This is a genomic window from Streptomyces sp. NPDC007905 (genome assembly GCF_042959345.1).
In the GTDB taxonomy this organism is placed as follows: Bacteria; Actinomycetota; Actinomycetes; order Streptomycetales; family Streptomycetaceae; genus Streptomyces.
In genome coordinates this window covers 65,973-88,760 of record NZ_JBIBKS010000009.1, presented here as the reverse complement: position 1 = coordinate 88,760, position 22,788 = coordinate 65,973, and the positions used below count along the sequence as shown (strand labels likewise).

The window sequence follows — 22,788 nt, the reverse complement described above, 5'->3', positions numbered from 1 at the left end:
GACCGGCGCGGCCCGTATCCCCTCCCCCACGGCGGGCCGCGCCTTTTCCTTCGACCACTTGAGGCGACCGAGGAGAGGCATGTCCGCGCGCACGAACCACGAGCCCGGCGAGCGGAGGACGCGCCCGGGCGATACCGCCGCCCAGGGCGACGCGGTGACGACGTCCGGGGTCCCCCCGCGGGAGACCTCCGCGGACCGGCCGCGGCCGTCGGCGCCCTCCCCACCCGAGCCCACCGCGGTCACTCCCGCGCCGACCGCGGACGCACCGGGCAGCTCCACGGCCACTCCCGCACCGGCCGCGGACGCACCGGGTGTCCGGACGGCGCCGGGCGGGCGCCGTGCCGCCGGGAGCCTGGCGCCGTCCCAGAGCGCCGCGGTCCCGGCCGGCGACGCCTCCCGGGAGGCTCGCGTGACGGAGATCCCGGCCGAAGACGCCGCCCCGGCCGCCTCCGAGGCCGGGGCCCCACCCCCCGGGGGCGCCTCGCCCCCGGGGCCCCCGGCCGCCCCCGTCGGCGACGAGCGTGTCGCCGCTGTCCGCCGGCTCGCCGCAGCCGGCCGGCGCCGGCGTGGTGCGCGACTCGTCGGCTGTGCGGCGCTGTTGGCGGTCGCCCTCACCGGCGGGGCGATCGCCCTGGGTGCCGCGCGGGATGGGGCACCCGTGGCCGTGGCCGCCTCCACCAGTGCCGTGGATCCAGGGATTCTGGGCAGCGGCGACCTGGACGCGAGCATCGCCGCCCTGCAGTCACATCTGCGCTCCCAGCCACGGGACTCGGGCAGCTGGGCCACCCTCGGTCTGGCCTACGTCGAGCAGGCGCGGACCAAGGGCGACCCGGCCCGCTACCCGCAGGCCGACAGCGCGTTGAAGCGGTCCCTGGCGGTCGCCCCCGGCAACGACCAGGCGCTGGCCGGCCGGGCCGCCCTCGCCGCCGCCCGGCACGACTTCAAGGACGCCCTGACCTACGCGGACCAGGCGCTGAAGCAGAACCCTTACAGCGAACGCGCCCTGTCCTCGCGCATCGACGCCCTGGTGGAACTCGGCCGGTACGCCGAGGCGTCCCGCGCCGCCGGGACCGCTGACGCGCGCAAGCCGGGCGTGCCGGTCTTCACACGGTACGCGTACGTGCACGAGCTGCGCGGCGACGTGCCGACCGCCCGGCGTGTGCTCAAGCAGGCCCTCGCCGCCGCCACCTCGCCGGGTGACGTGGCGTACGTGGCCGCACAGCTCGGCCAACTCGCCTGGAACCAGGGCGACTACACCTCCGCGCTCTCCTACTACGCCCGGGCCCTGGCCGCTGACGAGAACTACCTCCCCGCGCTGGAGGGCCGGGCCCGCGCCCAGGCGGCGAGCGGCCACCGGGACGAGGCGATCAAGGGCCTGCAGACCATGGTCTCCCGCTATCCGCTGCCCCAACCGCTGGTCGAGCTCGGCGAGCTGTACGAGGCCCGCGGCGCGTCGGGCGACCGGGCCAGGGCCCGGGACCAGTACGCGCTCGTGGACGCCTGGATCGCGCTCGCCCGCGCCAATGGTGTGAACGCCGACCTCGACACCGCGCTGGCCGCCGCCGACCACGGCGACAAGGCGTCCGCCCTGCGCGCGGCCCGCGCCGAATGGGCCCGCCGCCACACCGTGCACACCGCGGACGCCCTCGCCTGGGCGCTCCACGTCAACGGCCGTGACGAGGAGGCCCTCCCGTATGCCCGCCGGGCCACGGCGACCGGCTACCGCAGCGCCGCCTTCCGCTATCACCGCGGCATGATCGAGCTGGCCACGGGCCACGCCGAGGACGGCCGCGCCTCGCTGAGGGCGGCCCTGAGGCTGAACCCCGGCTTCTCCCCTCTGGGCGCGGCCAGGGCCCGCACGGCACTGGAGGCCGCCAAGTGAACCTCCGTCGCCAGCTCACCTGCGCCGCCGCCGTCCTCACCGCCGCCTGCGCCCTCGCGCTCGCCCCGGCCACGGCCGCGAGCGCGCACCCCCTGGGCAACTTCACCGTCAATCGCTACGACGGTCTCGTCGCCGCCCCCGGACAGCTCCGCGTCGACCATGTGGAGGACCTCGCCGAGATCCCGGCCACCCAGGCCAAGCCCGACATCCAGCGGCTGGGTCTGGCCACCTGGGCCGAGCGGCGGTGCGCCGAGGCCGCGCGGGGCAGCAGGCTCACCGTCGAGGGACGCTCCACGACACTGACCCCCGGCTCCGCCCACGCCGGCCTGCGGCCCGGTCAGGCCGGGCTGAACACCCTGCGCGTGGAGTGCCGGTTCACCGCGGCGCTCCCCCGGGGCAGGTCCGTCACCCTCGGCTTCCACGGCGCAGGCGCCACCAGCGGCCCCGGCTGGCGGGAGATCACCGCGCGCGGCGACCGCATGACGCTCACCGCGACGGACGTACCGAAGACGTCGGTCTCGCACGAACTCACCACGTACCCGAAGGACTTGCTGTCCTCCCCCGCCGACACCCCCAGCGCCTCCCTGCGCGTGCGGCCCGGCGGCCCGGCCCTCGCGGCGGAGCGGCAGGCCGCCCCGGGCGCCTCCGTGCTGCCCCGGGGCGCCGATCGCTGGACCCGCGCCCTGGACGACCTGGTGGCCCGCCACGACCTCACCGCCGGTTTCGCCGCGCTCGCCCTGCTCGTCGCCGTCGTGCTCGGCGCGATGCACGCCCTCGCACCCGGCCACGGCAAGACCCTGATGGCCGCGACGGCGGCCGCGCGCGGGGGCCGGGCCCGGCTGCGGGACGTGCTGCCGCTGGCCGCCTCGGTCACGGTGACCCACACGCTCGGCGTGGTCGCCCTGGGCCTGCTCGTCACGGCCGGTTCCGCCGCCACGCCCTCGGTGATCGCGTGGCTGGGCATCGCCAGCGGCGCCCTGGTGCTCGGGGCGGGCGCGAACCTCGTACGACGGGCCTGGCGCAACCGCGCACACGAACACACCCATGTACATGCCCATGCGGAGGTGAAGACACGTCAGCCGGTCGGCGTGGGCGCCCACCACGGAACAGCCCAGCATCACCCTCACGACCATGGCCACCACAGCCACGGCCACGGCCACGGCCACCACGACCATGACCACCACGACCATGGCCATCACGAGCACCACCACCATGGGACCCACCACCACGCCGTCGAGCACAGCCATGGCGGTCGCACCCACACCCATCCCACCGCCCCCACCCTCCGCGGCACGATCCTGCTCGGGTTCGCCGGGGGGCTGGTGCCCAGCCCCTCGGCGGTCGTCGTTCTGGTCGGTGCCGCCGCGCTCGGCAAGGCCTGGTTCGGGCTGCTGCTCGTCGTGGCGTACGGCGCCGGTCTCGCGCTGACGCTCACGGCGGCCGGGTTCGCCGTCGTCAGGCTGGGCTCGGGCGTCACCCGCGCCCTGGACCGGCGTCCGCGCTGGACCGCACACCCGGGGGCCACCCTGGTGCGCCGGACCCTGCCACTCGCGTCCGCGATGGTCGTCGTCGCCCTGGGTGCCGGATTGGTGCTCAAGGGGGCCGCATCCGCTCTCGGCTGAGCTACTTTTGTGGAGAAATCGCGTCAGATGCCATGGGGGGGCGCCCGTGTCCGAAGAGCCGGGCCGTGAACGTGTGATCGCGGGCCGCTACCGTCTGCTGTCCCCGCTGGGCGAGGGCGGCATGGGCACCGTGTGGCGCGCCCGCGACGAGGTGCTGCACCGTGAGGTGGCCGTCAAGGAGGTGCGGGCCCCGGCCGGGTTGCCCGTCTCGGACGTGGAGCGGATGTACGCGCGCCTGGAGCGCGAGGCGTGGGCGGCGGCCCGGGTCGCGAACCGCAACGTGGTCACGGTGTACGACGTGGCGATGGAGGGCGGCCGCCCGTGGATCGTGATGGAGCTGGTCCGCGGGCTGTCCCTCGCCGACCAGCTGGAGGCCGAGGGTCCGCTCACGCCGCAGCGGGCCGCGCACGTCGGTGCCGAGGTGCTGGCCGCGCTGCGTGCCGCGCATGGCGCCGGGGTGCTGCACCGGGACGTGAAGCCGGCCAACGTGCTGCTGTCCAACGACGGCCGGGTGGTCCTCACCGACTTCGGCATCGCGACGGTGGAGGGCAGCTCGGCGCTGACCATGACCGGCGAGGTGATCGGCTCGCCCGAATTCCTGGCACCCGAGCGGGCGTTGGGGCGTACGCCGGGACCGGAGTCGGACCTGTGGTCGCTGGGCGTGCTGCTCTACGCGGCCGTGGAGGGCAACTCCCCGTTCCGGCAGGACACTCCGCTGAGCACCCTGCGTGCCGTGGTGGACGACGAGCTGCCGCCGCCGCACCGGGCAGGACCGCTCGCTCCGGTCATCCAGGGGCTGCTGCGCAAGGACCCCGCCGAGCGGCTGTCCGCCGAGCGGGCCGAACAGGATCTGCGGATCGTCGCGGCGGGTGGAGGGCCCCGCACGGAGCCCCTGCCGGCCGCGCCGTACGCCCCGACGGTCGCCACCCAGCCGCAACGGCCTGCCCCGGCCCCGCCGATGCCGCCCACGGGGTATCCGGAGCCACGGACGACGGCCGCCGTCGAGCCGGAGCGCAACCGGCGGGCCGGTGCGGTGCTGGTGGCCGGCCTCCTGGCGGTCGTCCTGGCGGTGGCGGGACTGACGTACGCGCTGCTCAACCGGGACAACGGCAGCGGCGACCGGAACAACGGCGCGCACACCAGCCGGGCGAGCGGCAGTGCGCACTCCCCCTCCCCGAGCACCGGAACCGACTCGGACTCCGGGGCGCCGCCGCCCGCGCGGAGCAGTGGTACGGCGAGCAGCCGGCCGGCCCAGTCGGTACGGGTCACCCTGACGGGCTCACACACGGCGTACGACGGGACCTGCCCGCCGCCGACCGCGCAGGCGCCCGCGTTCACGGCGACGTTCACGGTGGGGCGGCTGCCCGCGCAGGTGGAGTACCGGTGGGTGCTCGCGCACGGGTCGGTCTCCGACCCGGGGTGGAAGACGCTGTCGTTCCCGTCGGGCGGTGGGAGGACCAGGCAGGTGCAGGTGGTCGTGACCGCCTACTCCGACAGCGCGACGATCGAGAACGAGATCAGCGTGGAGGTGCGCAGTCCGGTGCGGACCACGTCGAACGCGGTGCCGTTCTCGGTGACGTGCGCGACGACGGCGACGGAGACCCCGTCGGACGGGGCCTCCGCATCGCCTTCGGGCTCACCCTGAGAACTCACCCTGAGAACTCACCCTGCGATTTCACCCTGACGAGTGAGTCCTGAAGGTGTCGCGGTGACGGTCTCGCCGCCATGGCTCAGGCCGCGTTGGCGAACACCGGCAGATAGCCGCCGGACTGGCCGGCCGCGGTCGGGTGGTACGACTCGCCGATGTCGAGCCAGTTGACGCTGTGCAGCCAGGAGTCGCTGGAGCAGATCTCGTGGCCGGTGAACGTGGTGCGGACGTCGCCGAACACGAAGTTGTGGTCCAGAGCGCGCTTCTGGATGGCGTTGTCCAGGTGGTCGGCCGCGTCGTTGATCGCGGACCTCTTGGTCCCGGAGAGCCCGATGCAGGTCTGTCCGAGCTTGTAGAAGCGGGGGTAGCCGAGCACGACCACCCGGGCGGACGGGGCTTTGGCCCTGATCGCGTTGTAGACGGCGTCGAGCTTGCCGGGGAGCGTCGAGTCGACGTACGCCTCAGCGGTGTTGATCCTGGCCAGACAGGTGCTGTCGGAACTGCTGACGCAGGTCGTCATGACGTCGGCGAAACCGGCGTCGTTGCCGCCGATGGTGATGGACACCAGGGCGGTGGAGGAGCTGAGCGAGCCGAGCTGGCTCGCCAGCACGTCGTCGGTCTTCGCGCCCGAGCAGGCGTTGAAGGCGAACGAGGACGGGCCGTGGGCGGCGTTCCACAGGTACGGGTACGCCTTGGTGCTGCGGTCGCAGCTGCCGCTGGAGCTGATGTAGCTGCCTGATCCCACCCCGGAGGAGTAGGAGTCGCCGAGCGCCACATAGCCGCCGGTCGCGACCGTCGAAGAAGCCTGCGCCGTGGCGGCCCCGGTGAGGGCGAGGCCGGTGGCGAGGAGAAGCGAGGTAACGAATCCGGTAAGTCGGGAACGTCTCATGGAACCTCCCTTTAGCAGGATCTCTGCCACAACTGTCGTAGCAACTACGCGTGTTGACGGGAAGTGTCCATGCCAAGACTTTTGGCGTCTCAACGAGATCGATCGGAGATGTTCACCGATCCGAATATTGCGTGCGCATGCCACATCAACGGGGCGGATCGCCACCGCAGTCGAAGCGCGCTCCGCAACACCGCCCGGATCACTTTGAACACCCGTTCCCCGGGGGCCTCGAAACGTCCGGGGAACACGTGTTTAAAGAGGGACCGTCGTCTTGACGGCCCGCACGGGCCTGCGCGACATTGAAGTCCGGCATCCGGCGCGTCGGGGGGCAAAGTCGCCAATGCAGACGTTACGCATCAAGACACCTTCAGCAGACGGCTCCGGGGACGGCCCCGAGCGGGCCGGGTCAGGACCGGGGAGGGACCTGTCACCGCTGCTCGCCGGTGCGGCCACCGCCGTCGGGGCGGTCGGCGCACTGCTCGCGTTCGCCGGCGCCGGCACACCGCTGCGCGGTCCGTGCATGCTGTTCTTCCTGCTCGCGGCGCCGGCCGTGGCGATCGGGTCGGCGCTGCGCGGGCTGGATCCGTTCGGCCGGGCGCTCACCGCGCTTGCGGGCGCGGTCGTACTGAACATGCTGGTGGCTCAGGGCATGCTGGCCGTGCACCGCTGGTCGGTCCGGGGCGGGGTCGTCGCGGTGACCGTGCTGAGCCTGACGGCGCTTCTACTCACCCTCGCCCGGAGGGAATTGCGTTCGAAGAAACCCCCGAAAGAGTGACCAACGCAGGCCAAAGTCATGTAACAGCCAAACCAATAAAAACGTGAGGCCTCGTTCCAGGTCTTGCCATTCTGCTTCAATCGTCAATACCGTCATACATCTCACTCGCATCGGTCCGTCAGCACACGGTTCAGGGGAGGGCTCAGGGCCGTGACGTTCCGGCGCGGGGCGCGGTAGGGGGGTGCCGTGCTCGGTGACCGCACTGGTGACCGAGTCGTGCCGCGCGACCGACTGCCGTCTTTTTCCGGCAGGCCGGCCAGCTTTGCCAGCTCGTCCGGGTGCACGGAGATCAATTCGCCGTGCCGAAGATGAGAACCCCCCTTTCGAACCGGACACAGAGCCGGGCCGCCCAGGGGCGGGCGGTCCACCGGACGAGAGGGACCACACTCATGAGTTCTGTTCTGCATCCGCCGAGTTCGGGCCGGGATCCGTTACTGGCGAGCCACTACCGGCCCATCTCCTCTCACCTGGCGATCACTCCGCCGGTGAGCGTGGTGATTCCCGCCATGAATGAGGCGGAGAATCTGCCCTACGTCTTCAAGACCCTTCCGGACTGGGTACAGGAAGTGGTTCTCGTGGACGGCAATTCCACCGACGACACCGTCGAAGTCGCCCGTTCGCTGTGGCCCGAGGTGAAGGTCGTCGAACAGCAGGGCAGGGGCAAGGGGGATGCCCTGATCACCGGGTTCGAGGCGTGCACCGGCGACATCATCGTGATGGTCGACGCGGACGGCTCGGCCGACGGCAACGAGATCGTGTCGTACGTCTCCGCCCTGGTCTCGGGCGCCGACTTCGCCAAGGGCTCGCGCTTCGCCAACGGCGGCGGCACGGACGACATGACCTTCATCCGCAAGCTCGGCAACTGGGCGCTGTGCACCGTCGTCAACCGCAAGTTCGGCGCCCGCTACACCGACCTGTGCTACGGGTACAACGCGTTCTGGCGGCACTGCCTCGACAAGATCGACCTCGACTGCACCGGTTTCGAGGTCGAGACGCTGATGAACATCAGAGTGGTCAAGGCGGGGCTGAAGGTGCAGGAGATTCCCAGCCACGAGTACCTGCGGATCCACGGCACGAGCAATCTGCGGGCGGTACGGGACGGGTTCCGGGTGCTGAAGGTCATCCTCAGGGAACGCTCCAACCGGCGGGAGCTGCGCCGCCAGGAACACCACTCACCCCTGCTCGACACCATGCGGGGAGAGGTGTCTTGAGAGATCCCGGCATCTCCGTCGTGATCTGCGTGTACACCGAGAACCGCTGGGAGGACATCCTCGCGGCGGTCTCCTCGGTGCGCGCGCAGTCGTATCCGGCGTTGGAGACGCTCCTGGTCGTCGACCACAACGCCGCCCTGCTGGAGCGGCTGACACGGGAGTACCAGGAGGCCGTCGGTGTCCGGGTGCTGGCCAACGCGGGCCCGCGCGGCCTGTCGGCCGGTCGCAACACCGGTATCGCCGCCTCCCACGGCGAGGTGATCGCCTTCCTGGACGACGACGCCGTGGCCGAGCGGGACTGGCTGCGCCGCTTCGCCGAGGGGTACGCCGACCCGCGGGTGATGGCGGTCGGCGGCCGTACGGTCCCGATCTGGGCGTCGGGCCGGCGTCCGGCCTGGTTCCCCGAGGAGTTCGACTGGGTGGTGGGCTGCACCTACCGGGGGCTGCCGCCGGGCCGGGCACGGGTCCGCAACGTCCTGGGCGGAAACGCTTCTTTCCGCCGCACGGCGTTCGAGGCCGCGGGTGGTTTCGCCACCGGCATCGGCCGCGACGGCGACCGGCGCCCGCTGGGCTGCGAGGAGACGGAACTGTGCATCCGCCTCACCCGGGCCCGCCCCGACGCCGTGCTGCTCATCGACGACCGCGCGGTGATCCACCACCGGGTGCCCGAGCCCCGCGAACACTTCGCGTACTTCCGCACCCGCACCTACGCCGAGGGCCTCTCGAAGGCCCTGGTGACGAGGAGCGTCGGCGCCGGCAAGGGGCTGGAGACCGAACGCCGGTACACCACCCGGGTACTGCCCGCGGGAGTGGCCCGGGGGGTGCGAGACGCCCTGCGCGGCCGGCCGGGCGGCGCGGGTCGCGCGGGCGCGATCGTCGCGGGGGTGCTGACGGCGGCGGGCGGCTATGTGATGGGCAGTGTGCGGGCACGGCGGGGTGGGACGACGCTCTCCGTCGTACGGATCGAGGGGGAACGCCCAACAGTCGCACGGGCGTACGGATCGAAGGGGAACGCCCATGAGTGACACACCCGTACCGATCCTCATGTACCACGCGGTGGCGAGCGCGCCCCAGGACGCCACCCGGGCCCTGTCGGTCGCTCCGGAGGCGTTCGCCGAGCAGATGGCGCTCATCGGTGACCTGGGGCTGACCCCGGTGACGACCGCCGACCTCGCGGCACGCTGGCGGTCCGGCAGGCCGCTGCCCGGCCGTCCGGTGCTGGTCACGTTCGACGACGGCTACGAGGGCGTCCACCGGCATGCCCTGCCCGTGCTCGCCAAGCACGGATTCCCGGCCACGCTGTTCGTCTCCACCGGCTGGATCAGGGGCGCGTACGACACCGGAGGGGGTCTGGACACCATGCTCGACTGGCAGCAGGTGCGCGACCTCGCGGACACCGGCGCCGAGATCGGCGGCCACAGCCACACCCATCCGCAGCTCGATCAGCTGGACGACGCGGCCCTGCGCGCGGAGCTGGTGCGCAGCACGGAGATCCTCACCGGTGAACTCGGCTCGCGGCCGCTGTCCTTCGCCTACCCGTACGGCTACTCCAGCCGCCGGGTGCGGCACGCCGTGCGGGAGGCGGGGTACGCCCAGGCGCTCGCCGTCGGCAACTCGCTCGCCCGCCGCCGCCAGGGGCCGTACGCCCTGCGGCGCGTCACCGTCCGCCGCAGCACGGGTGTCGAGGAGTTCCAGCGGCTGCTCCAGGGCCGCGCGATCGCCCGTGACTTTGCCCGGGACCGCGCCCTCACCAAGGGGTACGCCCTCGTCCGCAGAGCACGCCAGGTCCGCCGGAAGGCCATCAGCTCCCGTGTCTGACACGACCACCACAACCGAGGCCGCGACGCCCGGGACCGAGGCGCCCGAACCCTCCCGGCGCCGTCTGCGCCTGCCCGGGACGGGCCGCTCGGCCGGCGGCAACCACCTGTTCCGCAACGCCTACGCGCTGATGCTCAACACCGGCATCTCCGCCGTCCTCGGGCTCGGCTTCTGGCTCGCCGCGGCACGCCACTACTCCGACTCGGCGGTCGGCCAGGGCTCCGCGGCCATCGCCGCGATGAAGCTGCTCGCCGGGCTGACCGCGGTGACCCTGACCGGTGCCCTGGCCCGCTTCATCCCGGTGTCCGGCAAGCGCACCGGACGACTCATCTTCCGCACCTACACGGGCAGTTCGCTGATCGTGGCGCTCGCCGCGGGCGTGTTCCTGATGACCCTGGACGTGTGGGGGCCGTCGTACCGCTTCCTGCACGGACCGGTCAACGGACTCGGCTTCATCGGGGCCGTCGTCGCCTGGAACGTGCTCACCCTCCAGGACGGCGTGCTGACCGGGCTGCGCAGCGCTCCCTGGGTGCCGGTGGGCAACACCGTGTTCTCGGCGGTGAAGCTGGGGCTCCTCGTCGCGTTCGCCGTGGCCATCCCGACCACCGGCGTCTTCGTGTCCTGGGTCGCCGCGATCGCCACCTCGGTGGTGCCGCTGGGCTGGCTGGTGTTCCGGCGGCTGGTGCCGCGGCACGTCAAGGCGACCGCGGACCACGCCAAGCCGCCGACGCTGCAGGAGGTCGGCAGGTTCCTGGCCGGGGACTACACCGGTTCCCTGTTCTCGCTCGCCGTGGTCTACCTCGTGCCGGTGATCATCGCCTCGCAGGTCAGCTCCGAGGACAACGCGTACTTCTACATCACCACGACCATCGGCGGCACGACCAACCTGCTCGCCATCAACATGGGCGCGTCCCTGACGGTCGAGGGTTCGCACGACCCGGGGCGCCTCGCCGCCAACACCCGCGCCGCGCTCAGGCGGATGGCCCGGATCATGCTGCCGATCGCGGGCGTGCTGTTCGCCGGCGCGCCATGGATCCTGGGCGTCTTCGGCGACGGCTACGCGGACGCGGCGACCCCGCTGCTGCGCTGGTTCGCGGTCGGCGCGGTGCTGCGGGTCGTGATGGAGACGCACTTCGCGGTGTTGCGCGCGCAGAGCCGCACCGCGGGACTCGCCTGGCTGCAGGGCCTGTTGTGCGTGCTGGTGCTCGGTCTGACGCTGCTGCTGCTGCCCCGCATGGGCCTGACGGGCGCGGGTGTCGCCGAGATCTCCAGCCTCACCCTGATCGTGGCGATCGCGGCGCCGAAGCTGTGGAAGACGGTCCGGGCGGCTCCTGCCACCGTGCCGGAGACGGCGGCACCGGACGGGGACCTCGCCGACCTGGGGGCGCTCGCCCACTCGCGGCTTCTCCCCCACTCCTGGCTTCGCCCCCGCTCCCGGCCTCGCTCGAGCGGGGAGTCCCCCAACGGGGTGACCCCCGCCGTCCCGGCCGGTTCCCCGAGGCACCGGCACAGCCCGGCCTGGGCGCTGGACAACGACACCCTCGCCCTCGGCATCCCCGTCGACTTCGACCACGTCGAACGCCGGCCGGACGTCCGCCCGGGTCCCGGCACCCCGCCGGCCGGTGTGCCCGCGCTGCGCCCGGTCGAGGAGCCGGAACCGGGCGCCGAGGCGTCGCTGGGCCCGGCCGAGGCGGCGCTGTTGCGGGAGGCGGAGGCCGACGCACCGTTCGCGGCAGCTGCGGTGCCGCAGGAGTACGAGGTCGACGCGCCGTTCGCGCAAGCGGCATCCGGGGACGCCGCGGCGGACGACGTCGTACCCGAGGAGCAGCCGGCGCCCGCACCGGGCAACCGTCCGCTGCCCACCCGTTCCGGAGTGGTCCTCGGCTGTCTGCTGACCGCCGCGCTCCTGCTGTACTGGGTGCCCGCGCTGCGGCTCGGCGAGGCCGACCTGGACGGGATGGGCGGGCTCGGCCTGGTCTCCGTCCTGCCGCTGCCCACGCTGGTGGGGGCGGCGCTGCTGATCACGGTGTTCGCCTCGCTGCTCTGGCTGCGCCGCGAGCACCGGGCCCTGCTGCTGGTGACGCTGCTGGCGACCGTGGTGTCCCTGCACGCGCTGCCGGCGGTGCTGGAGACCGAGCCGCGGTTCGCGACGGCCTGGCAGCACCTGGGCTTCATCGACTACATCGACCGCACCGGGTCCGCCGTGCCGGACCTGGACGCCCGCTGGAGCTGGCCGGGGTTCTTCGCGGCGGCCGCGTTCATCGCCCGGGCGTGCGGGATCGAGGACTTCACCGAGATCATCCGCTGGTGGCCGACGGCCATCCAACTCGCCTATCTGGCACCCATGTTCCTGCTGACCCGCGCCCTGCGGGCGAGCTGGCGGGCCAAGTGGACCGGCATCTGGATCTTCGTGCTGAGCGGCTGGGTCGGCCAGGACTACTTCTCCCCCCAGGGCTTCACCTACCTGCTGTATCTCGCCTTCGTCGCCGTCCTGCTGGTCTGGTTCCGCGCCCCCCGGATGATCTGGACGAGGTACTGCCCCGGCGAGGCCGAGGTGGAACCCACCGACCGGCGGCAGCGGGCCGTGCTGCTGCTGGTGCTGATCGGCCTGTACGCGGCGAGCGTCCCGGCGCACCAGCTCACCCCGTTCATGATGCTCGGGGTGCTCACGGCCCTGGTGCTGCTCGGGCGGTCGGAGCTGCGCGGCCTGCCCATCCTGTTCGCGGTGCTGGTCGCGGTCTGGGTCGGCTTCATGGCCGAGCCGTACTGGTCCGGACACTTCGACGACCTCTTCGGCGGAGTCGGCGGAGTCGGCAGCAACGTCTCGACCTCCGTCTCCGGCCGTATCCAGGGCGGCAGTTCCACACACAAGCTGGTCCTGTACACCCGGGTCCTGCTGGCCGGCTCGGTGATGGCGTTCGCCTGCTGGGGCTGGTGGCGCAGGCGCTGCCACACGTACCGCGAGCGGTCGCTGCCGGTGCTCACCTTCGTCCCGTTCCTCGGCTTCGGCATGCAGTCGTACGGCGGTGAGATGGCGCTGCGCGTCTTCATGTTCGCCGTACCGGGCGCGGCCCTGCTGGGCGCCCTCGCCCTCTTCCCGCGCACCGGCGTCACCGCGCGGGAGCGCGAGAAGGACCGGGTCAGCGTCGCCCCGCTGGCCGCGCTGCTGGCCGGGCTGCTGCTGATGGGCGGTTTCCTGGTGGCCCGGTGGGGCAACGAGCCGTTCGAGCGGACCCGGCCCGGTGAGGTCGCGGCCATGGACTGGGTGTACGCCCACGACCGGCCGACGGTACGGCTGCTGTGGCTGACCCAGGATCCGGTCAACGACGTGACCCCGGCGCTGCCGTGGGGTGCGCGGGACATGGAACGGGTGAACTACGTGCCGACGCAGGCACCGGTCGATCCGGTGCTGGTGTCGGGCCTGGTGAAGGCGCTCAAGGACGCGGGACCGCACTCGTACCTGATGATCAACGAGAGTCAGGTCACGTACCTGGAGCTGGACGCGGGCTACTCGGCGACCTGGGAGTCCCGGCTGATCCACCACCTGGACAACCGGCAGGAGCTGACGAGGGTCCTGGTCAACGACGATGTCGCCGTGTACGCGCTGCGCAGACAGCCCGCGGGCGCGGTACCGAAGCCCGACCCGGGCCCCATCGGGCCACAAGTGACGTGGACGCCCTGGTCGGTGGTCGGCGCGCTGGCCGCCGTGGCGCTGATCCTGCTGCTCACCGCCCGCGAGGTGGTCCGGGTCGCGGTGCGGCCGGGGGTACGGCAACTGCGTCGGCTGCAGGGCAGCTTCTGGTTCTCGCTGCCGCTGCTCGCGGTGCTGCTGGCCTCGCTGGTGCAGCGGTTCCTGACCATGAAGTGACGGGTGCGTGCGGGGTGGACGGTTCAGCGGTCCGAGCCGCTTCGGGGTGACTCAGCGGTCGAGCCACTTCACCTCGTACGCCTGCATGTCGAACCGCTTCCCGTCGACCTGTGCGCTGATCGTCCGGTCCAGGGTGTTGACCACCAGGACCGTTCTGCGGTCGGCGAGCACCCGGACGTTGGGCACGTCGTCCCGGGCGACGGACACGGTCTCGTACCTGGTGCCCGGCGGAAACGCCCTGCCGAACCAGGACACCAGGTCGTACATGGGGAGTTCCTTCCCGCCGCCGGCGCTGTCGGTGGGCGTCCACAGGCAGCCGGGGCAGTCGGTGCCCTTCTCCTCCTCCGGGTTCCAGTAGAAACCGGAGTCGGCGCCGCCCTTGACCATGGCGATCAGCCCGGAGGCGTGGACGGCGAGGCGGTGGGCCTCGGACCAGCCCTTGCGGTCGTCGTTGCCGTCGGCGGGCTCGACGTAGTACTCGGCCCACCACAGCGGAAGGTCGTGGGTCTGCTGCCGGACCCACTCGCCCACCGCGGTGAGCTTGTCGGTGGCCGCGAACTCGTCGGGCAGCAGTTCGTCGTCGTTGGTGTAGCTGGAGCCGTCGACGACCACGAAGTCGGCTCCGGTCCTGTGGCCGTTCCAGTAGGCGAAGGCGTCGAGGACCCGCCGGTCCATGGCGCCCCATGGGCCCTTCAGCACGTCGGAGGCGTTCTGGTCGCGCGGGTCGAGGCTGTCCATGACCAGATACGGGCCGCCGACCATGATGTCCTTGTCGACCTGCTTCAGCGCCCTGTAGACGAGGTTGTACATCCTCGTGTAGCCCTCGTAGTCCCAGCGGCCCCGGGCGTTGTTCCAGAAGCCCTTGAACTCGTTCCAGACGAGGAAGTGGCGTACGTCGGGATAGCGCCTGGCGACGGTCGCGGCCAGGTCGGCGAAGTCCTGGTAGTGCTTGGGGGTGGGCGCGGTCTCCAGGGCGGTCCGGCTCCAGTCGGTGTTGCCGACGCCGGCCCTGCCGCCCTTCATCCAGTCCGGTGAGCAGCACAGCGTGATGACAGGGGTGCCGCCGGACCTGCGGATGAAGTCGATGCGGCGGTCCATCGCCCCGAAGTCGTAACGTCCCTTCACCGGCTCGGGGTTGTCGGCACCCCAGCCCATGATCGCCTGGTCCTGCGGCAGCCCGCCGTCCTTCGCCAGCAGCTGCTCGACCCGCTCGACGGCCGTGTCGCCGCCCTCGTCGGCGCTGTACTGGGTGTGGGTGAAGCCCCAGCCCACGTACGGCTTGGGGCGTCGCGGCGGCGTGAGGGGCGTGCCGTGCACCTTGTCTCCGTCGCGCGAGGTCCCGGCGGTGCCCGCACCGCCCCCGGGCAGGGTGTTGATCAGGCTCACCACCAGGGCCAGAGCGGCCACTCCCACACCGAGCAGGGCGGTGAGCCGCCACCGCCGAGTCCCCGTGTACCACTCATGACGTCCCATCAAGGACCACAGTAAAGGCCGAAACGACCTACGGGGCAGGTGTTGGGAACACCCGGAACAAGCGGCGGAAATGCCGTGCGCCGAGGGCATCGGTGCCGGATCATGGCGGCATGTCTGCGAACCCACACGACGCTCTGCCGATCCGGCTCCACGTCGACGACTCCGACTCGCCGTCCGACGTCGTCGACGCGCTGTTCCTCGGCCGCTTCGCGACGGGCGAGCAGCCGTACTCGCACGCCGTGAACATCGACCGCGTGCGCTCCGGCGCGACCCTGCTGCCGGACGGCGCCCGGGTGCTGCGGGTCGCCCGCGACGACGACCGCAGCGCGACCCTCGCCGAGGGCGAGGGCTGGACCCTGCTGATCTCCCGCTGGAACCGCGGCGCGGACGTCACGGTCACCGCGACCAGCGCCGAGCTGGCGAAGACGGTCCTCGACCGGGCCACGGACGGCGCGGCCGACGAGCCGGAGCCGCAGCCGGAGAACGTGACCATGGGCTTCTGGTACGTCTCCCCGCGGCGCGGCCCGCACCGCACCACCCGCCAGATCTCCGCGGGCACCTGGGACGAGGTCCGGCCCAACTACACGGCACCCGTGGCGGACGCGATGGACCGCCTGATGAAGACGACCCCGGAGGACATCGCGGGCCGTCTGCTGCTGCTGCACGGCCCGCCCGGGACCGGCAAGACCTCCGCGCTGCGCACGCTCGCCCGCTCCTGGCGGGACTGGTGCCAGGTGGACTGCGTGCTCGACCCGGAGCGGCTCTTCTCCGACGTCGGCTATCTGATGGACATCGCGATCGGCGAGGAGGACAGCGCCGGCAAGGGCCGCTGGCGTCTTCTCCTCCTGGAGGACTGCGACGAGCTGATCCGCGGCGAGGCCAAGCACACCGCCGGCCAGGCCCTGTCCCGGCTGCTCAACCTCACCGACGGCCTGCTCGGCCAGGGCCGCAACGTCCTGGTCGGCGTCACCACCAACGAGGACCTGGAGCGTCTGCACCCGGCCGTGGTCCGCCCCGGCCGCTGTCTGGCCCGTATCGAGGTGGGCCCGCTGACCCGCCGGGAGGCGGTGACCTGGCTGGGCGGCGAGGCCGCGGGCCGGGAGGACGCCGTCGGCCGGGACGGTGCGACGCTCGCCGAGCTGTACGCGCTGCGCCGGGGCACGGCGCCCACGTCGGTGCCGGGGGCGCGGGACGGGGCGGACGCGGGGCTGTACCTGTAGTGCTTTGATGGTGCTATGACCTTGTTCGTCGGCACTTCGGGGTGGCAGTACAAGGACTGGCGGGACGTGGTGTACCCGGCGGGCGTGCCGGCGCGGCTGTGGCTGGAGGAGTACACGCGGCTCTTCGCGACCGTGGAGATCAACAACGCGTTCTACCGGCTGCCGTCCCGGGAGACCTTCGCGGCCTGGCGGGACCGCGTCCCGCCGGACTTCGTGGTCGCGGTCAAGGCCAGCCGCTTCCTGACCCACATCAAGCGGCTGAAGGAACCCGGGGAACCGGTCAGCCGGCTGATGACCCACGCGGCGGGCCTGGGCGACCGCCTCGGCCCGGTCCTCCTCCAGCTCCCGCCGACCCTGCGCGCGGACCCGCCCCTGCTGGACGCCTGCCTGGCCTGCTTCCCGGCGGGTACGAGGGTCGCGGTCGAACCGCGCCACGACTCCTGGTGGACACCGCAGGTGCGCAAAGTCCTGGAGTCCCGTGGCGCGGCCCTGTGCTGGGCGGACGTCCAGGCACGTCCGGTGACGCCGCTGTGGCGCACCACCGACTGGGGCTACGTCCGCTTCCACCAGGGGCGCGCCCAGCCGTGGCCGCGCTACGGCAAACGGTCCCTGGAGACGTGGGTGGACCGCATCGCGACCACCTGGTCCGACCGCCACGACGTGTACGCGTACTTCAACAACGATCCGGCAGGCGCGGCGGTGGAGGACGCGGTGACCTTCGGGAGGACGGCGCAGCGGGCGGGGCTGACGGTGACACGGATTCCTGAGCACGCGAGACTCCGGTGACCGCCTTCCGCCGTGGCGGCGCTCGGCCGGGGCGGCGCTTTCCGGCGGCGCCGAACCCCGCTCGGCCGAGGACGGGCCATCCCCTACTCGCCGTAAGCCGCCCGCAGGGCATCCCGCACGGCGGCCAACGCCTCCTGCTCCCCCAGCCCGAGCCTGCGCACCCGCTCCGCATAGGCCTGAGCGGCGAGGGACGCCTCACGTACCGCCGCCGAGCCGGCGGCGGCCACGAAGGTTCCGTTGCGCCCCCGCGTCTCGATCACCCCGTCGCTCTCCAGCGCCCGGTAGGCCTTGGCCACCGTGTTCACCGCGAGCCCCAGCGACTCGGCCAGCCCGCGCACGGTCGGCAGCCGGTACCCGACCGGCAGCGCCCCGGAGCGCGCCTGCTCGGAAATCTGCGCCCGCACCTGCTCGTACGGCGGCGCGCTGTCATCGATGTGGATCTTCATGCTCACAGGGCCGATTGTCCCGTACCCCGGGAAAAATGAGAGGCATCCCCGGCACGTCTCCCCGTACGGTGCCTCCCCATGACAGTGATCGTGCGCGACCTTCGCCCCGACGTCCCGGCCGACACCGAGGGCTACGCCCGGGTCCGCCATCTCGCCCTGCCCTACATCCTGTTCACCCCGGACTCGGTCCGCCACCTCCTCACCCGCACTCATCCCGACGCCCACCTCCGCTCGCTGATCGCGGTCGAGGACGGCGACGTCATCGGCACGGCCGGGGTCTCCCTGGCGCACGACAGCCCTGAGCCGGGCCAGGGATGCCTCAACATCTACGTACGCCCGGACCGGACCCACCGCGGTGCCGGCCGGCTCCTCGTCCGGGCCGCCGAGGAGCATCTCGCCGCCGTCGGCGCGACCAAGCTGTACACCTGGGTCCTGGACGAGCCGGGCAACCGCGCCTTCGCCGAACGGCACGGCTACACCCGGGGCCGCCCCGCCCACTTCCTCCGTCTCGACCTGGCGAACGGCACCCTCCCGCCGCTCCCGGAGATCCCGCCGGGCGTCGAGCTGCGTACGGCCGTCGACTTCGCGGGCGACCCGCGGCCGTTGTTCGAGCTGGACGCGGAGACGGTGGCGGACGAACCCGGCGAGGTCTCCATCGAGTTCACGGACTACGACGCCTGGCTCGAACAGAACTGGAAGCATCCCCTGCTCAACCGCACGCTGACCATGGTCGCGGTCGTCGACGGCCGTCCGGTCGCGCTCACCCTGGCGTACACCGACGGCGCCACCCGCTACTCCACCTCGATGACCGGCACGGCCCGCGCCCACCGCGGCCGCGGCCTGGCCAAGCTCGCCAAGATCCACTCCCTGTACCGGGCCCGCGCCGCCGGCCTCACCGAGGCCTTCACGGGCAACGACGCCGGCAACGACCCGATGATCGCGATCAACAAGTGGCTCGGGTACGAGATCTGCGCCACGGAGGTGCGCTATGTCCGCGAACTCGGCTGAACCCGCGGCCCAGGTGGAGGTCGTCCTGGTCAAGGGCGGCCGCACGAAGATCCGTTATCCGGCGGAGCTGCTGTACGACGACGGCGTCCACGTCTGCGTCCGCGCACCGTGGGCGGGCGGTGGCGTCCGCGACTTCGGCTTCGTGCGCTTCGAACCGGGCGACGTGTTCACCGAGCACTACTGGCGGGACCGCTGGTACTCGGTGAAGGAGGTCCGCGCCGCGAACGGCACCGTCAAGGGCTGGTACTGCGACATCACCCGCCCGGCCGCCCGGTCCGGCGCCGAACTGGTCGTCGAGGACCTCGACCTGGACCTGTGGCGCTCCGCCGACGGCACGGACGTACGGCGCCTGGACGAGGACGAGTTCGCCGAGAGCGGGCTGACGGAGACCGACCCCGAGGCCGCGTCCGCCGCGGTGGCGGCACTGGACGAACTGGAGGCGCTGGCCCGCGGCGGCGGCCTCGATGACCTGCTGACCTGAGGCCCCGGGATCCGGCTGCGCCGGCTATACCGTCGCCACCACCGCGTACCGCTCGTCGTCCACCATCTTCCCCCACAGCACCGGGTCGTCGGACAGTCGCTCCACGCGCACCTGCCGGGCGACCGGCCGCAGGAGGGACGTGAGCCGGTCGGCGGGTATGCCGACCGGGCTGAGGGTCCCCCAGACGCCCTCGACCAGCACGAACCGGCCCTCCGGCCGCAGCAGGGTCCGCCAGTGCCGCAGGACGCGCGCCGGGTCGGGCAGCGTCCACAGCACATGCCGGACGAGGACGACGTCGTAGCGCTGCTCCCCCACCGGCGGGGCCGCGGCTTGCCCGCGCAGGACCACCGCGTCCCGTCCGGCGAGCTTGGCCCGGGCCCGCTCCACCATGGCCGACGAGCTGTCGACTCCGGTCACGCGGTGTCCCCGCTCGGCCGCGAGGAGCGACAGACTGCCGGTGCCGCAGCCGAGGTCGAGGACATCGGCGGGGTGCTCGGGCAGCCAGGACCGCAGCCGCGCGGCCCAGGCCGCCCGCACCTCGGGTGCGCGCAGGCCGTGGTCGGGCTCGTCGTCGAACGCGGCGGCCTCCGCGTCCCAGTCCACCTCGGCACCCAGCGCGACCGTGTGCTCACTCTCGTTGGTCATGCCCCAAGCGTGACACCCGCCACTGACAGTCCCGACGTGACAGCCGCCACTGACAGACCGGCACCGATGAGGAACTCTCCCCAAAAGCGTCTACCTCCGTGACAACGCGGAACTCGGTAGGCACTGAGGAGGCAGCCATGCGCCGTGCGACCGTGCACAAGCCCCTGAAGAGGACGGACAGCCGCCGGATCCGTGAAGAGGCGGAGGAGCGCCCGGCAGGGCGCCCGGAGGTGCGCAAGGAGATCGCACGCACCTGGTGGCCCGACGGCTGACCGCCGAGGTCCGTCAGTCCAGCCGCTTGCGGTAGTGGATCCGGTCGTAGGGGCCGTCGGCACGGCGTTCCACGACGTCGTACCCGTACTTCGGATAGATCTCCTGGTTCTCCCACATCATCGCGTTGGTGTAGAGCCGGACTTCGCCCAGCCCCAGCGCACGCGCGCGTGCGTCGACGAAGCGCAGCAGCCGCCGCCCGACGCCCTTGCCATGGGTGCCGGGGTGGACGGCGATGCTGTCCAGGAGGAGATGGTCGGCGAACGCCTCGATCACCACAAGTCCGACGACGGGCTCTCCGGTGACGAACACCTTTCCGGCGGCCACGTCGGCCGCGTGGTCCGCCTCCATGGGCTGCGGCACCACGCCGATGCGCTCGATGTAGTGGCGGTAGGCCGCGTCGGTCACGGCCCGTACGGCCGGCACGTCCTCCGCGGCGGCCGGCCGGATCTGCTCATGGCGGTCGTTCCTCATACCAGGAACGCTACTTACCTGAGCGCAGCCTGAGCACGTCCTTAAGACGACCATAAGGATCTCCAACGACCGCGCCGAGCAGGCGATTTCACGGTTTCTTGGGGCTAGCTTCGGATCACCCCACGGGATCCGGGCCGCCGGAGAACCGCTTTCGAGGAGGCTCGGTTCGGCGGCGCTGTTCCTGTCGGTACGGCGGCGTGCGGCGGGTGGCGGGCGGCACCGCCGCTGAACCTCGCCCGGCAGCACTCCGGGGCCTGTCCGGCGGCTCAGGTCGGACAGGCCCCGGCGGCGCGTCAGCTGAAGGCCGACGCGCAGGTGGTGGCGGTGGCGCGGGCCGGGTCGAGGGCGTTGGCCACCTCGTGGAAGGCGATGCGGTCGAACAGGCCGATCGCCACGTGCTCGGACAGGTCGAGCGGGCACAGGTCCTGGAGCAGGACGTTGTGGACGTCCGATCCGCTCAGATACTGGTTGCGCCAGGGGGTGGCCACCTCGTCGTACTTGGTGGCGATGACCGTGTAGTGCACTCCGGGGACGGTGTCGCCGCCGGCGTTGAGCTTGGTGAGGAAGGCGGAGCCGGCGATCTGATCGGCGAGGCCGGGGGTGGTGGCCTTGATCAGGTCCACGGCGCCGGGGAAGTACGGCACCAGGTTGGTGAGGCCGTTCAGGTCGGTGCCGTGGTTGTCGGGGGCGAGGCCGACGAAGGCGTTCACCTTGGCGGCTCCGCCAAGGAACTTCAGGTAGTAGCGGGGCATCATGCCGCCCTGGGAGTGGCCGACCAGGTCGGCCCTGGCGGCTCCGGTCGACGCGAGCACCTTGTCGACGAAGGTGGACAGCTGCTCCGCCGACTTGTCGATGGGGCCGAGGCCGTAGAAGAGGGGGACGCCCGGCAGCTGGCCGTAGTCGAGGGAGTAGACGCAGTATCCGCGGGTCTCCAGATAGGGGGCGAGGGACAGCCAGTTGTCGATGGAGTTGCCCAGGGTGCCGTGGACCAGCACGACCGGGCGGGGATGGGCGGTGGAGGGCAAGCAGGACCAGTCGTTCCAGCCTCCCCCGCTCTCGGCTCCGCTCGAGCGGGTGGACCCCGAGCTGGGGGCGGTGTCGGCGGCATGCGCGGTGGCGGCGGGAACGATGGCGACGGCGGCGGTCAAAAGCAACGCGGCGAGGGGTCTGAGCACTCGCTTCCAGGGCAGCATCGGGTGATCTCCTTGCGGCTCAAGGGAGGTGCGACGGCCTAACCTTGTGATCCGGATCACGAGGATGCTGTTCACTCGTCAAGTTACGGGCGAGTAGTGCAGGTGTGAAGTTACGTGTCAGTAAAAACTTCCAGCGACAACCAGGGGCTCACTCGACCGCCGACGAACCGTCACCAGGCAGGCCTGACCGGACCGTAGGGCGCGATCCGCATCAAGCATTCCCGCAACACGCGCACTTCCCCCTCGCCCATCAGTTCGACCCATAGCCCCACAGCCTCGGCGGCCGCGGCCTCCGCCGCCCGGGTGCACTCCCACCCCCGCTCGGTGAGCACGACGAGCCGGGCCCGAGCGTCTTCGGGATGCGGCCGCCGCTCGGCGTAGCCCTTCCGCACGATCTCGTCGACCAACTGGCTCGCCGCCTGCTTGGTCACCCCGAGATGGGCGGCGAGGTCGGTGACGGTGGCGCCGTCCGGCGCGAGCCGCGCGAAGGCGAAGCCGTGAGCGGGCCGAACGTCCGTGAAGCCGCGAGCCACGACTCCGTTGTGGATGCGTTGCGTGAGATCGCCCGCGACGGCGAGGAGGGCGGCGGACAGGGCCATGGCTTCGGAGTTCTGCACGGAGGCATTGAAACACCCTTGACGAGTCGGTCAAGCTGCTTGACCATGTAGTCAAGTAGCTTGACCGAATGAAACGGAGTTTCCCATGCCCGTCGTCCGCTCGGCCGAGGCCGTGACCCACGAGATCCACGGCACCCGCTTCGTCTCGTACGCCACCCCCCGCACCGGAAGCAGGGAACTGTGCGCGTGGCGGGGCGAGATTCCCGCCGGGACCAGGGCGCCGGCCCACACGGTCAACCGGGAGGAGATCTTTCACCTGCTGGTGGGCGAGCTGCTGATCAGCCTCGACGGTCGCACCGAGCGGGTGTCCGCCGGCGACACGGTGATCATCAACGCCGGCACGACCCTGGCCGTCGAGAACCCCACCGACCACACCGCGATCTCCTGGGTCGCCACCTCCGTCGGCCTGGAGGCACGGCTGGCCGACGGCACACGCATCACGCCGCCGTGGGCCAACTGAAC

At 71.9% G+C, this 22,788-nt stretch carries 21 protein-coding genes; 14 read left to right on the top strand and 7 right to left on the bottom strand.

Annotated features, from left to right (window positions below; translation table 11 throughout):
• Nucleotides 1–79 precede the first annotated feature (79 nt).
• From ACFZDC_RS17645 to ACFZDC_RS17635, 3 genes are read left to right on the top strand one after another with little or no spacing between them, the layout of a single operon-like run.
• Nucleotides 80–1,882 (top strand): tetratricopeptide repeat protein, encoded by a 1,803-nt coding sequence (locus ACFZDC_RS17645; protein WP_391324700.1) that lies wholly within the window; start codon nucleotides 80–82, stop codon nucleotides 1,880–1,882.
• On the top strand, nucleotides 1,879–3,504 hold the full coding sequence (locus ACFZDC_RS17640; protein ID WP_391324698.1) for a sulfite exporter TauE/SafE family protein: 1,626 nt from the start codon (nucleotides 1,879–1,881) through the stop codon (nucleotides 3,502–3,504). Before ACFZDC_RS17645 ends, ACFZDC_RS17640 begins: the two co-directional genes overlap by 4 nt.
• A 46-nt stretch (nucleotides 3,505–3,550) precedes the next feature.
• Nucleotides 3,551–5,149 (top strand): protein kinase, encoded by a 1,599-nt coding sequence (locus tag ACFZDC_RS17635; protein ID WP_391324696.1) that lies wholly within the window; start codon nucleotides 3,551–3,553, stop codon nucleotides 5,147–5,149.
• 85 nt (nucleotides 5,150–5,234) lie between these two features.
• Here ACFZDC_RS17635 and ACFZDC_RS17630 read toward each other — a convergent pair whose 3' ends face one another.
• Nucleotides 5,235–6,041, bottom strand: coding sequence for a GDSL-type esterase/lipase family protein (locus ACFZDC_RS17630; protein WP_391324694.1), 807 nt, complete (start codon nucleotides 6,039–6,041; stop codon nucleotides 5,235–5,237).
• A 340-nt stretch (nucleotides 6,042–6,381) separates the two neighbouring features.
• On the opposite strand from ACFZDC_RS17630, the gene ACFZDC_RS17625 reads away from it, so the two are divergent.
• The 5 genes from ACFZDC_RS17625 (at nucleotide 6,382) to ACFZDC_RS17605 (ending at nucleotide 13,713) form a co-directional block, all read left to right on the top strand.
• Nucleotides 6,382–6,816: a hypothetical protein gene (locus tag ACFZDC_RS17625; RefSeq protein ID WP_391324692.1), complete on the top strand. Its 435-nt coding sequence runs from the start codon at nucleotides 6,382–6,384 to the stop codon at nucleotides 6,814–6,816.
• 389 nt (nucleotides 6,817–7,205) lie between these two features.
• Complete coding sequence (locus ACFZDC_RS17620) at nucleotides 7,206–8,027, top strand: glycosyltransferase (RefSeq protein WP_391324690.1); 822 nt, start codon at nucleotides 7,206–7,208, stop codon at nucleotides 8,025–8,027.
• Nucleotides 8,024–9,052 carry a glycosyltransferase gene (locus tag ACFZDC_RS17615; protein WP_391324688.1) on the top strand — a complete coding sequence of 343 codons (1,029 nt, stop codon included), beginning with the start codon at nucleotides 8,024–8,026 and terminating at the stop codon, nucleotides 9,050–9,052. Before ACFZDC_RS17620 ends, ACFZDC_RS17615 begins: the two co-directional genes overlap by 4 nt.
• Entirely contained in the window at nucleotides 9,045–9,845 is an 801-nt protein-coding gene (locus ACFZDC_RS17610) for a polysaccharide deacetylase family protein (RefSeq protein ID WP_391324686.1), read from the top strand. Before ACFZDC_RS17615 ends, ACFZDC_RS17610 begins: the two co-directional genes overlap by 8 nt.
• A complete protein-coding gene (locus ACFZDC_RS17605) occupies nucleotides 9,838–13,713 on the top strand; it encodes a lipopolysaccharide biosynthesis protein (protein ID WP_391324684.1) in 3,876 nt (1,291 codons plus the stop codon). The genes ACFZDC_RS17610 and ACFZDC_RS17605 overlap by 8 nt, the downstream gene beginning before the upstream one ends.
• A gap of 51 nt (nucleotides 13,714–13,764) precedes the next feature.
• On the opposite strand, the gene ACFZDC_RS17600 is transcribed toward ACFZDC_RS17605, so the two are convergent.
• Complete coding sequence (locus ACFZDC_RS17600; RefSeq protein ID WP_391324683.1) at nucleotides 13,765–15,186, bottom strand: xylan 1,4-beta-xylosidase; 1,422 nt, start codon at nucleotides 15,184–15,186, stop codon at nucleotides 13,765–13,767.
• A gap of 110 nt (nucleotides 15,187–15,296) precedes the next feature.
• On the opposite strand from ACFZDC_RS17600, the gene ACFZDC_RS17595 reads away from it, so the two are divergent.
• A complete protein-coding gene (locus tag ACFZDC_RS17595; protein ID WP_391324682.1) occupies nucleotides 15,297–16,406 on the top strand; it encodes a DUF5925 domain-containing protein in 1,110 nt (369 codons plus the stop codon).
• A gap of 15 nt (nucleotides 16,407–16,421) precedes the next feature.
• The gene (locus ACFZDC_RS17590) at nucleotides 16,422–17,192 is read left to right on the top strand and encodes a DUF72 domain-containing protein (protein WP_391324680.1); all 771 of its coding nucleotides are present in this window, start codon (nucleotides 16,422–16,424) and stop codon (nucleotides 17,190–17,192) included.
• 83 nt (nucleotides 17,193–17,275) lie between these two features.
• On the opposite strand, the gene ACFZDC_RS17585 is transcribed toward ACFZDC_RS17590, so the two are convergent.
• Complete coding sequence (locus ACFZDC_RS17585) at nucleotides 17,276–17,644, bottom strand: GntR family transcriptional regulator (RefSeq protein ID WP_391324678.1); 369 nt, start codon at nucleotides 17,642–17,644, stop codon at nucleotides 17,276–17,278.
• 72 nt (nucleotides 17,645–17,716) lie between these two features.
• Here ACFZDC_RS17585 and ACFZDC_RS17580 point away from each other — a divergent pair, with 72 nt between their 5' ends.
• Nucleotides 17,717–18,646, top strand: a complete 930-nt coding sequence (locus ACFZDC_RS17580; RefSeq protein WP_391324676.1) for a GNAT family N-acetyltransferase — start codon at nucleotides 17,717–17,719, stop codon at nucleotides 18,644–18,646.
• Nucleotides 18,627–19,127 (top strand): DUF402 domain-containing protein, encoded by a 501-nt coding sequence (locus ACFZDC_RS17575; protein WP_391324674.1) that lies wholly within the window; start codon nucleotides 18,627–18,629, stop codon nucleotides 19,125–19,127. Before ACFZDC_RS17580 ends, ACFZDC_RS17575 begins: the two co-directional genes overlap by 20 nt.
• A gap of 24 nt (nucleotides 19,128–19,151) precedes the next feature.
• Here the strand turns inward: ACFZDC_RS17575 and ACFZDC_RS17570 are convergent, their stop codons facing one another.
• Entirely contained in the window at nucleotides 19,152–19,772 is a 621-nt protein-coding gene (locus ACFZDC_RS17570; RefSeq protein ID WP_391324673.1) for a methyltransferase domain-containing protein, read from the bottom strand.
• 137 nt (nucleotides 19,773–19,909) lie between these two features.
• Here ACFZDC_RS17570 and ACFZDC_RS17565 point away from each other — a divergent pair, with 137 nt between their 5' ends.
• Nucleotides 19,910–20,044, top strand: coding sequence for a hypothetical protein (locus ACFZDC_RS17565; protein ID WP_391324671.1), 135 nt, complete (start codon nucleotides 19,910–19,912; stop codon nucleotides 20,042–20,044).
• A 13-nt stretch (nucleotides 20,045–20,057) separates the two neighbouring features.
• Here the strand turns inward: ACFZDC_RS17565 and ACFZDC_RS17560 are convergent, their stop codons facing one another.
• The 3 genes from ACFZDC_RS17560 to ACFZDC_RS17550 form a co-directional block, all read right to left on the bottom strand.
• Entirely contained in the window at nucleotides 20,058–20,516 is a 459-nt protein-coding gene (locus ACFZDC_RS17560) for a GNAT family N-acetyltransferase (protein ID WP_391324669.1), read from the bottom strand.
• 293 nt (nucleotides 20,517–20,809) lie between these two features.
• Nucleotides 20,810–21,709, bottom strand: coding sequence for an alpha/beta fold hydrolase (locus tag ACFZDC_RS17555; protein WP_391324667.1), 900 nt, complete (start codon nucleotides 21,707–21,709; stop codon nucleotides 20,810–20,812).
• 170 nt (nucleotides 21,710–21,879) lie between these two features.
• A complete protein-coding gene (locus ACFZDC_RS17550; RefSeq protein ID WP_391324665.1) occupies nucleotides 21,880–22,326 on the bottom strand; it encodes a MarR family transcriptional regulator in 447 nt (148 codons plus the stop codon).
• A gap of 85 nt (nucleotides 22,327–22,411) precedes the next feature.
• On the opposite strand from ACFZDC_RS17550, the gene ACFZDC_RS17545 reads away from it, so the two are divergent.
• The gene (locus tag ACFZDC_RS17545) at nucleotides 22,412–22,786 is read left to right on the top strand and encodes a cupin domain-containing protein (protein ID WP_391324663.1); all 375 of its coding nucleotides are present in this window, start codon (nucleotides 22,412–22,414) and stop codon (nucleotides 22,784–22,786) included.
• Nucleotides 22,787–22,788: the final 2 nt, after the last annotated feature.

What these genes read in the sequence shown, in the direction of transcription:
- ACFZDC_RS17645 (WP_391324700.1), top strand. Translation starts at nt 80, where the DNA reads ATGTCCGCGCGCACGAACCACGAGCCCGGCGAGCGGAGGACGCGCCCG.
- ACFZDC_RS17630 (WP_391324694.1), bottom strand. Translation starts at nt 6,041, where the DNA reads ATGAGACGTTCCCGACTTACCGGATTCGTTACCTCGCTTCTCCTCGCC.
- ACFZDC_RS17625 (WP_391324692.1), top strand. Translation starts at nt 6,382, where the DNA reads ATGCAGACGTTACGCATCAAGACACCTTCAGCAGACGGCTCCGGGGAC.
- ACFZDC_RS17620 (WP_391324690.1), top strand. Translation starts at nt 7,206, where the DNA reads ATGAGTTCTGTTCTGCATCCGCCGAGTTCGGGCCGGGATCCGTTACTG.
- ACFZDC_RS17610 (WP_391324686.1), top strand. Translation starts at nt 9,045, where the DNA reads ATGAGTGACACACCCGTACCGATCCTCATGTACCACGCGGTGGCGAGC.
- ACFZDC_RS17600 (WP_391324683.1), bottom strand. Translation starts at nt 15,186, where the DNA reads ATGGGACGTCATGAGTGGTACACGGGGACTCGGCGGTGGCGGCTCACC.
- ACFZDC_RS17595 (WP_391324682.1), top strand. Translation starts at nt 15,297, where the DNA reads ATGTCTGCGAACCCACACGACGCTCTGCCGATCCGGCTCCACGTCGAC.
- ACFZDC_RS17590 (WP_391324680.1), top strand. Translation starts at nt 16,422, where the DNA reads ATGACCTTGTTCGTCGGCACTTCGGGGTGGCAGTACAAGGACTGGCGG.
- ACFZDC_RS17580 (WP_391324676.1), top strand. Translation starts at nt 17,717, where the DNA reads ATGACAGTGATCGTGCGCGACCTTCGCCCCGACGTCCCGGCCGACACC.
- ACFZDC_RS17575 (WP_391324674.1), top strand. Translation starts at nt 18,627, where the DNA reads ATGTCCGCGAACTCGGCTGAACCCGCGGCCCAGGTGGAGGTCGTCCTG.
- ACFZDC_RS17570 (WP_391324673.1), bottom strand. Translation starts at nt 19,772, where the DNA reads ATGACCAACGAGAGTGAGCACACGGTCGCGCTGGGTGCCGAGGTGGAC.
- ACFZDC_RS17565 (WP_391324671.1), top strand. Translation starts at nt 19,910, where the DNA reads ATGCGCCGTGCGACCGTGCACAAGCCCCTGAAGAGGACGGACAGCCGC.
- ACFZDC_RS17560 (WP_391324669.1), bottom strand. Translation starts at nt 20,516, where the DNA reads ATGAGGAACGACCGCCATGAGCAGATCCGGCCGGCCGCCGCGGAGGAC.
- ACFZDC_RS17555 (WP_391324667.1), bottom strand. Translation starts at nt 21,709, where the DNA reads ATGCTGCCCTGGAAGCGAGTGCTCAGACCCCTCGCCGCGTTGCTTTTG.
- ACFZDC_RS17545 (WP_391324663.1), top strand. Translation starts at nt 22,412, where the DNA reads ATGCCCGTCGTCCGCTCGGCCGAGGCCGTGACCCACGAGATCCACGGC.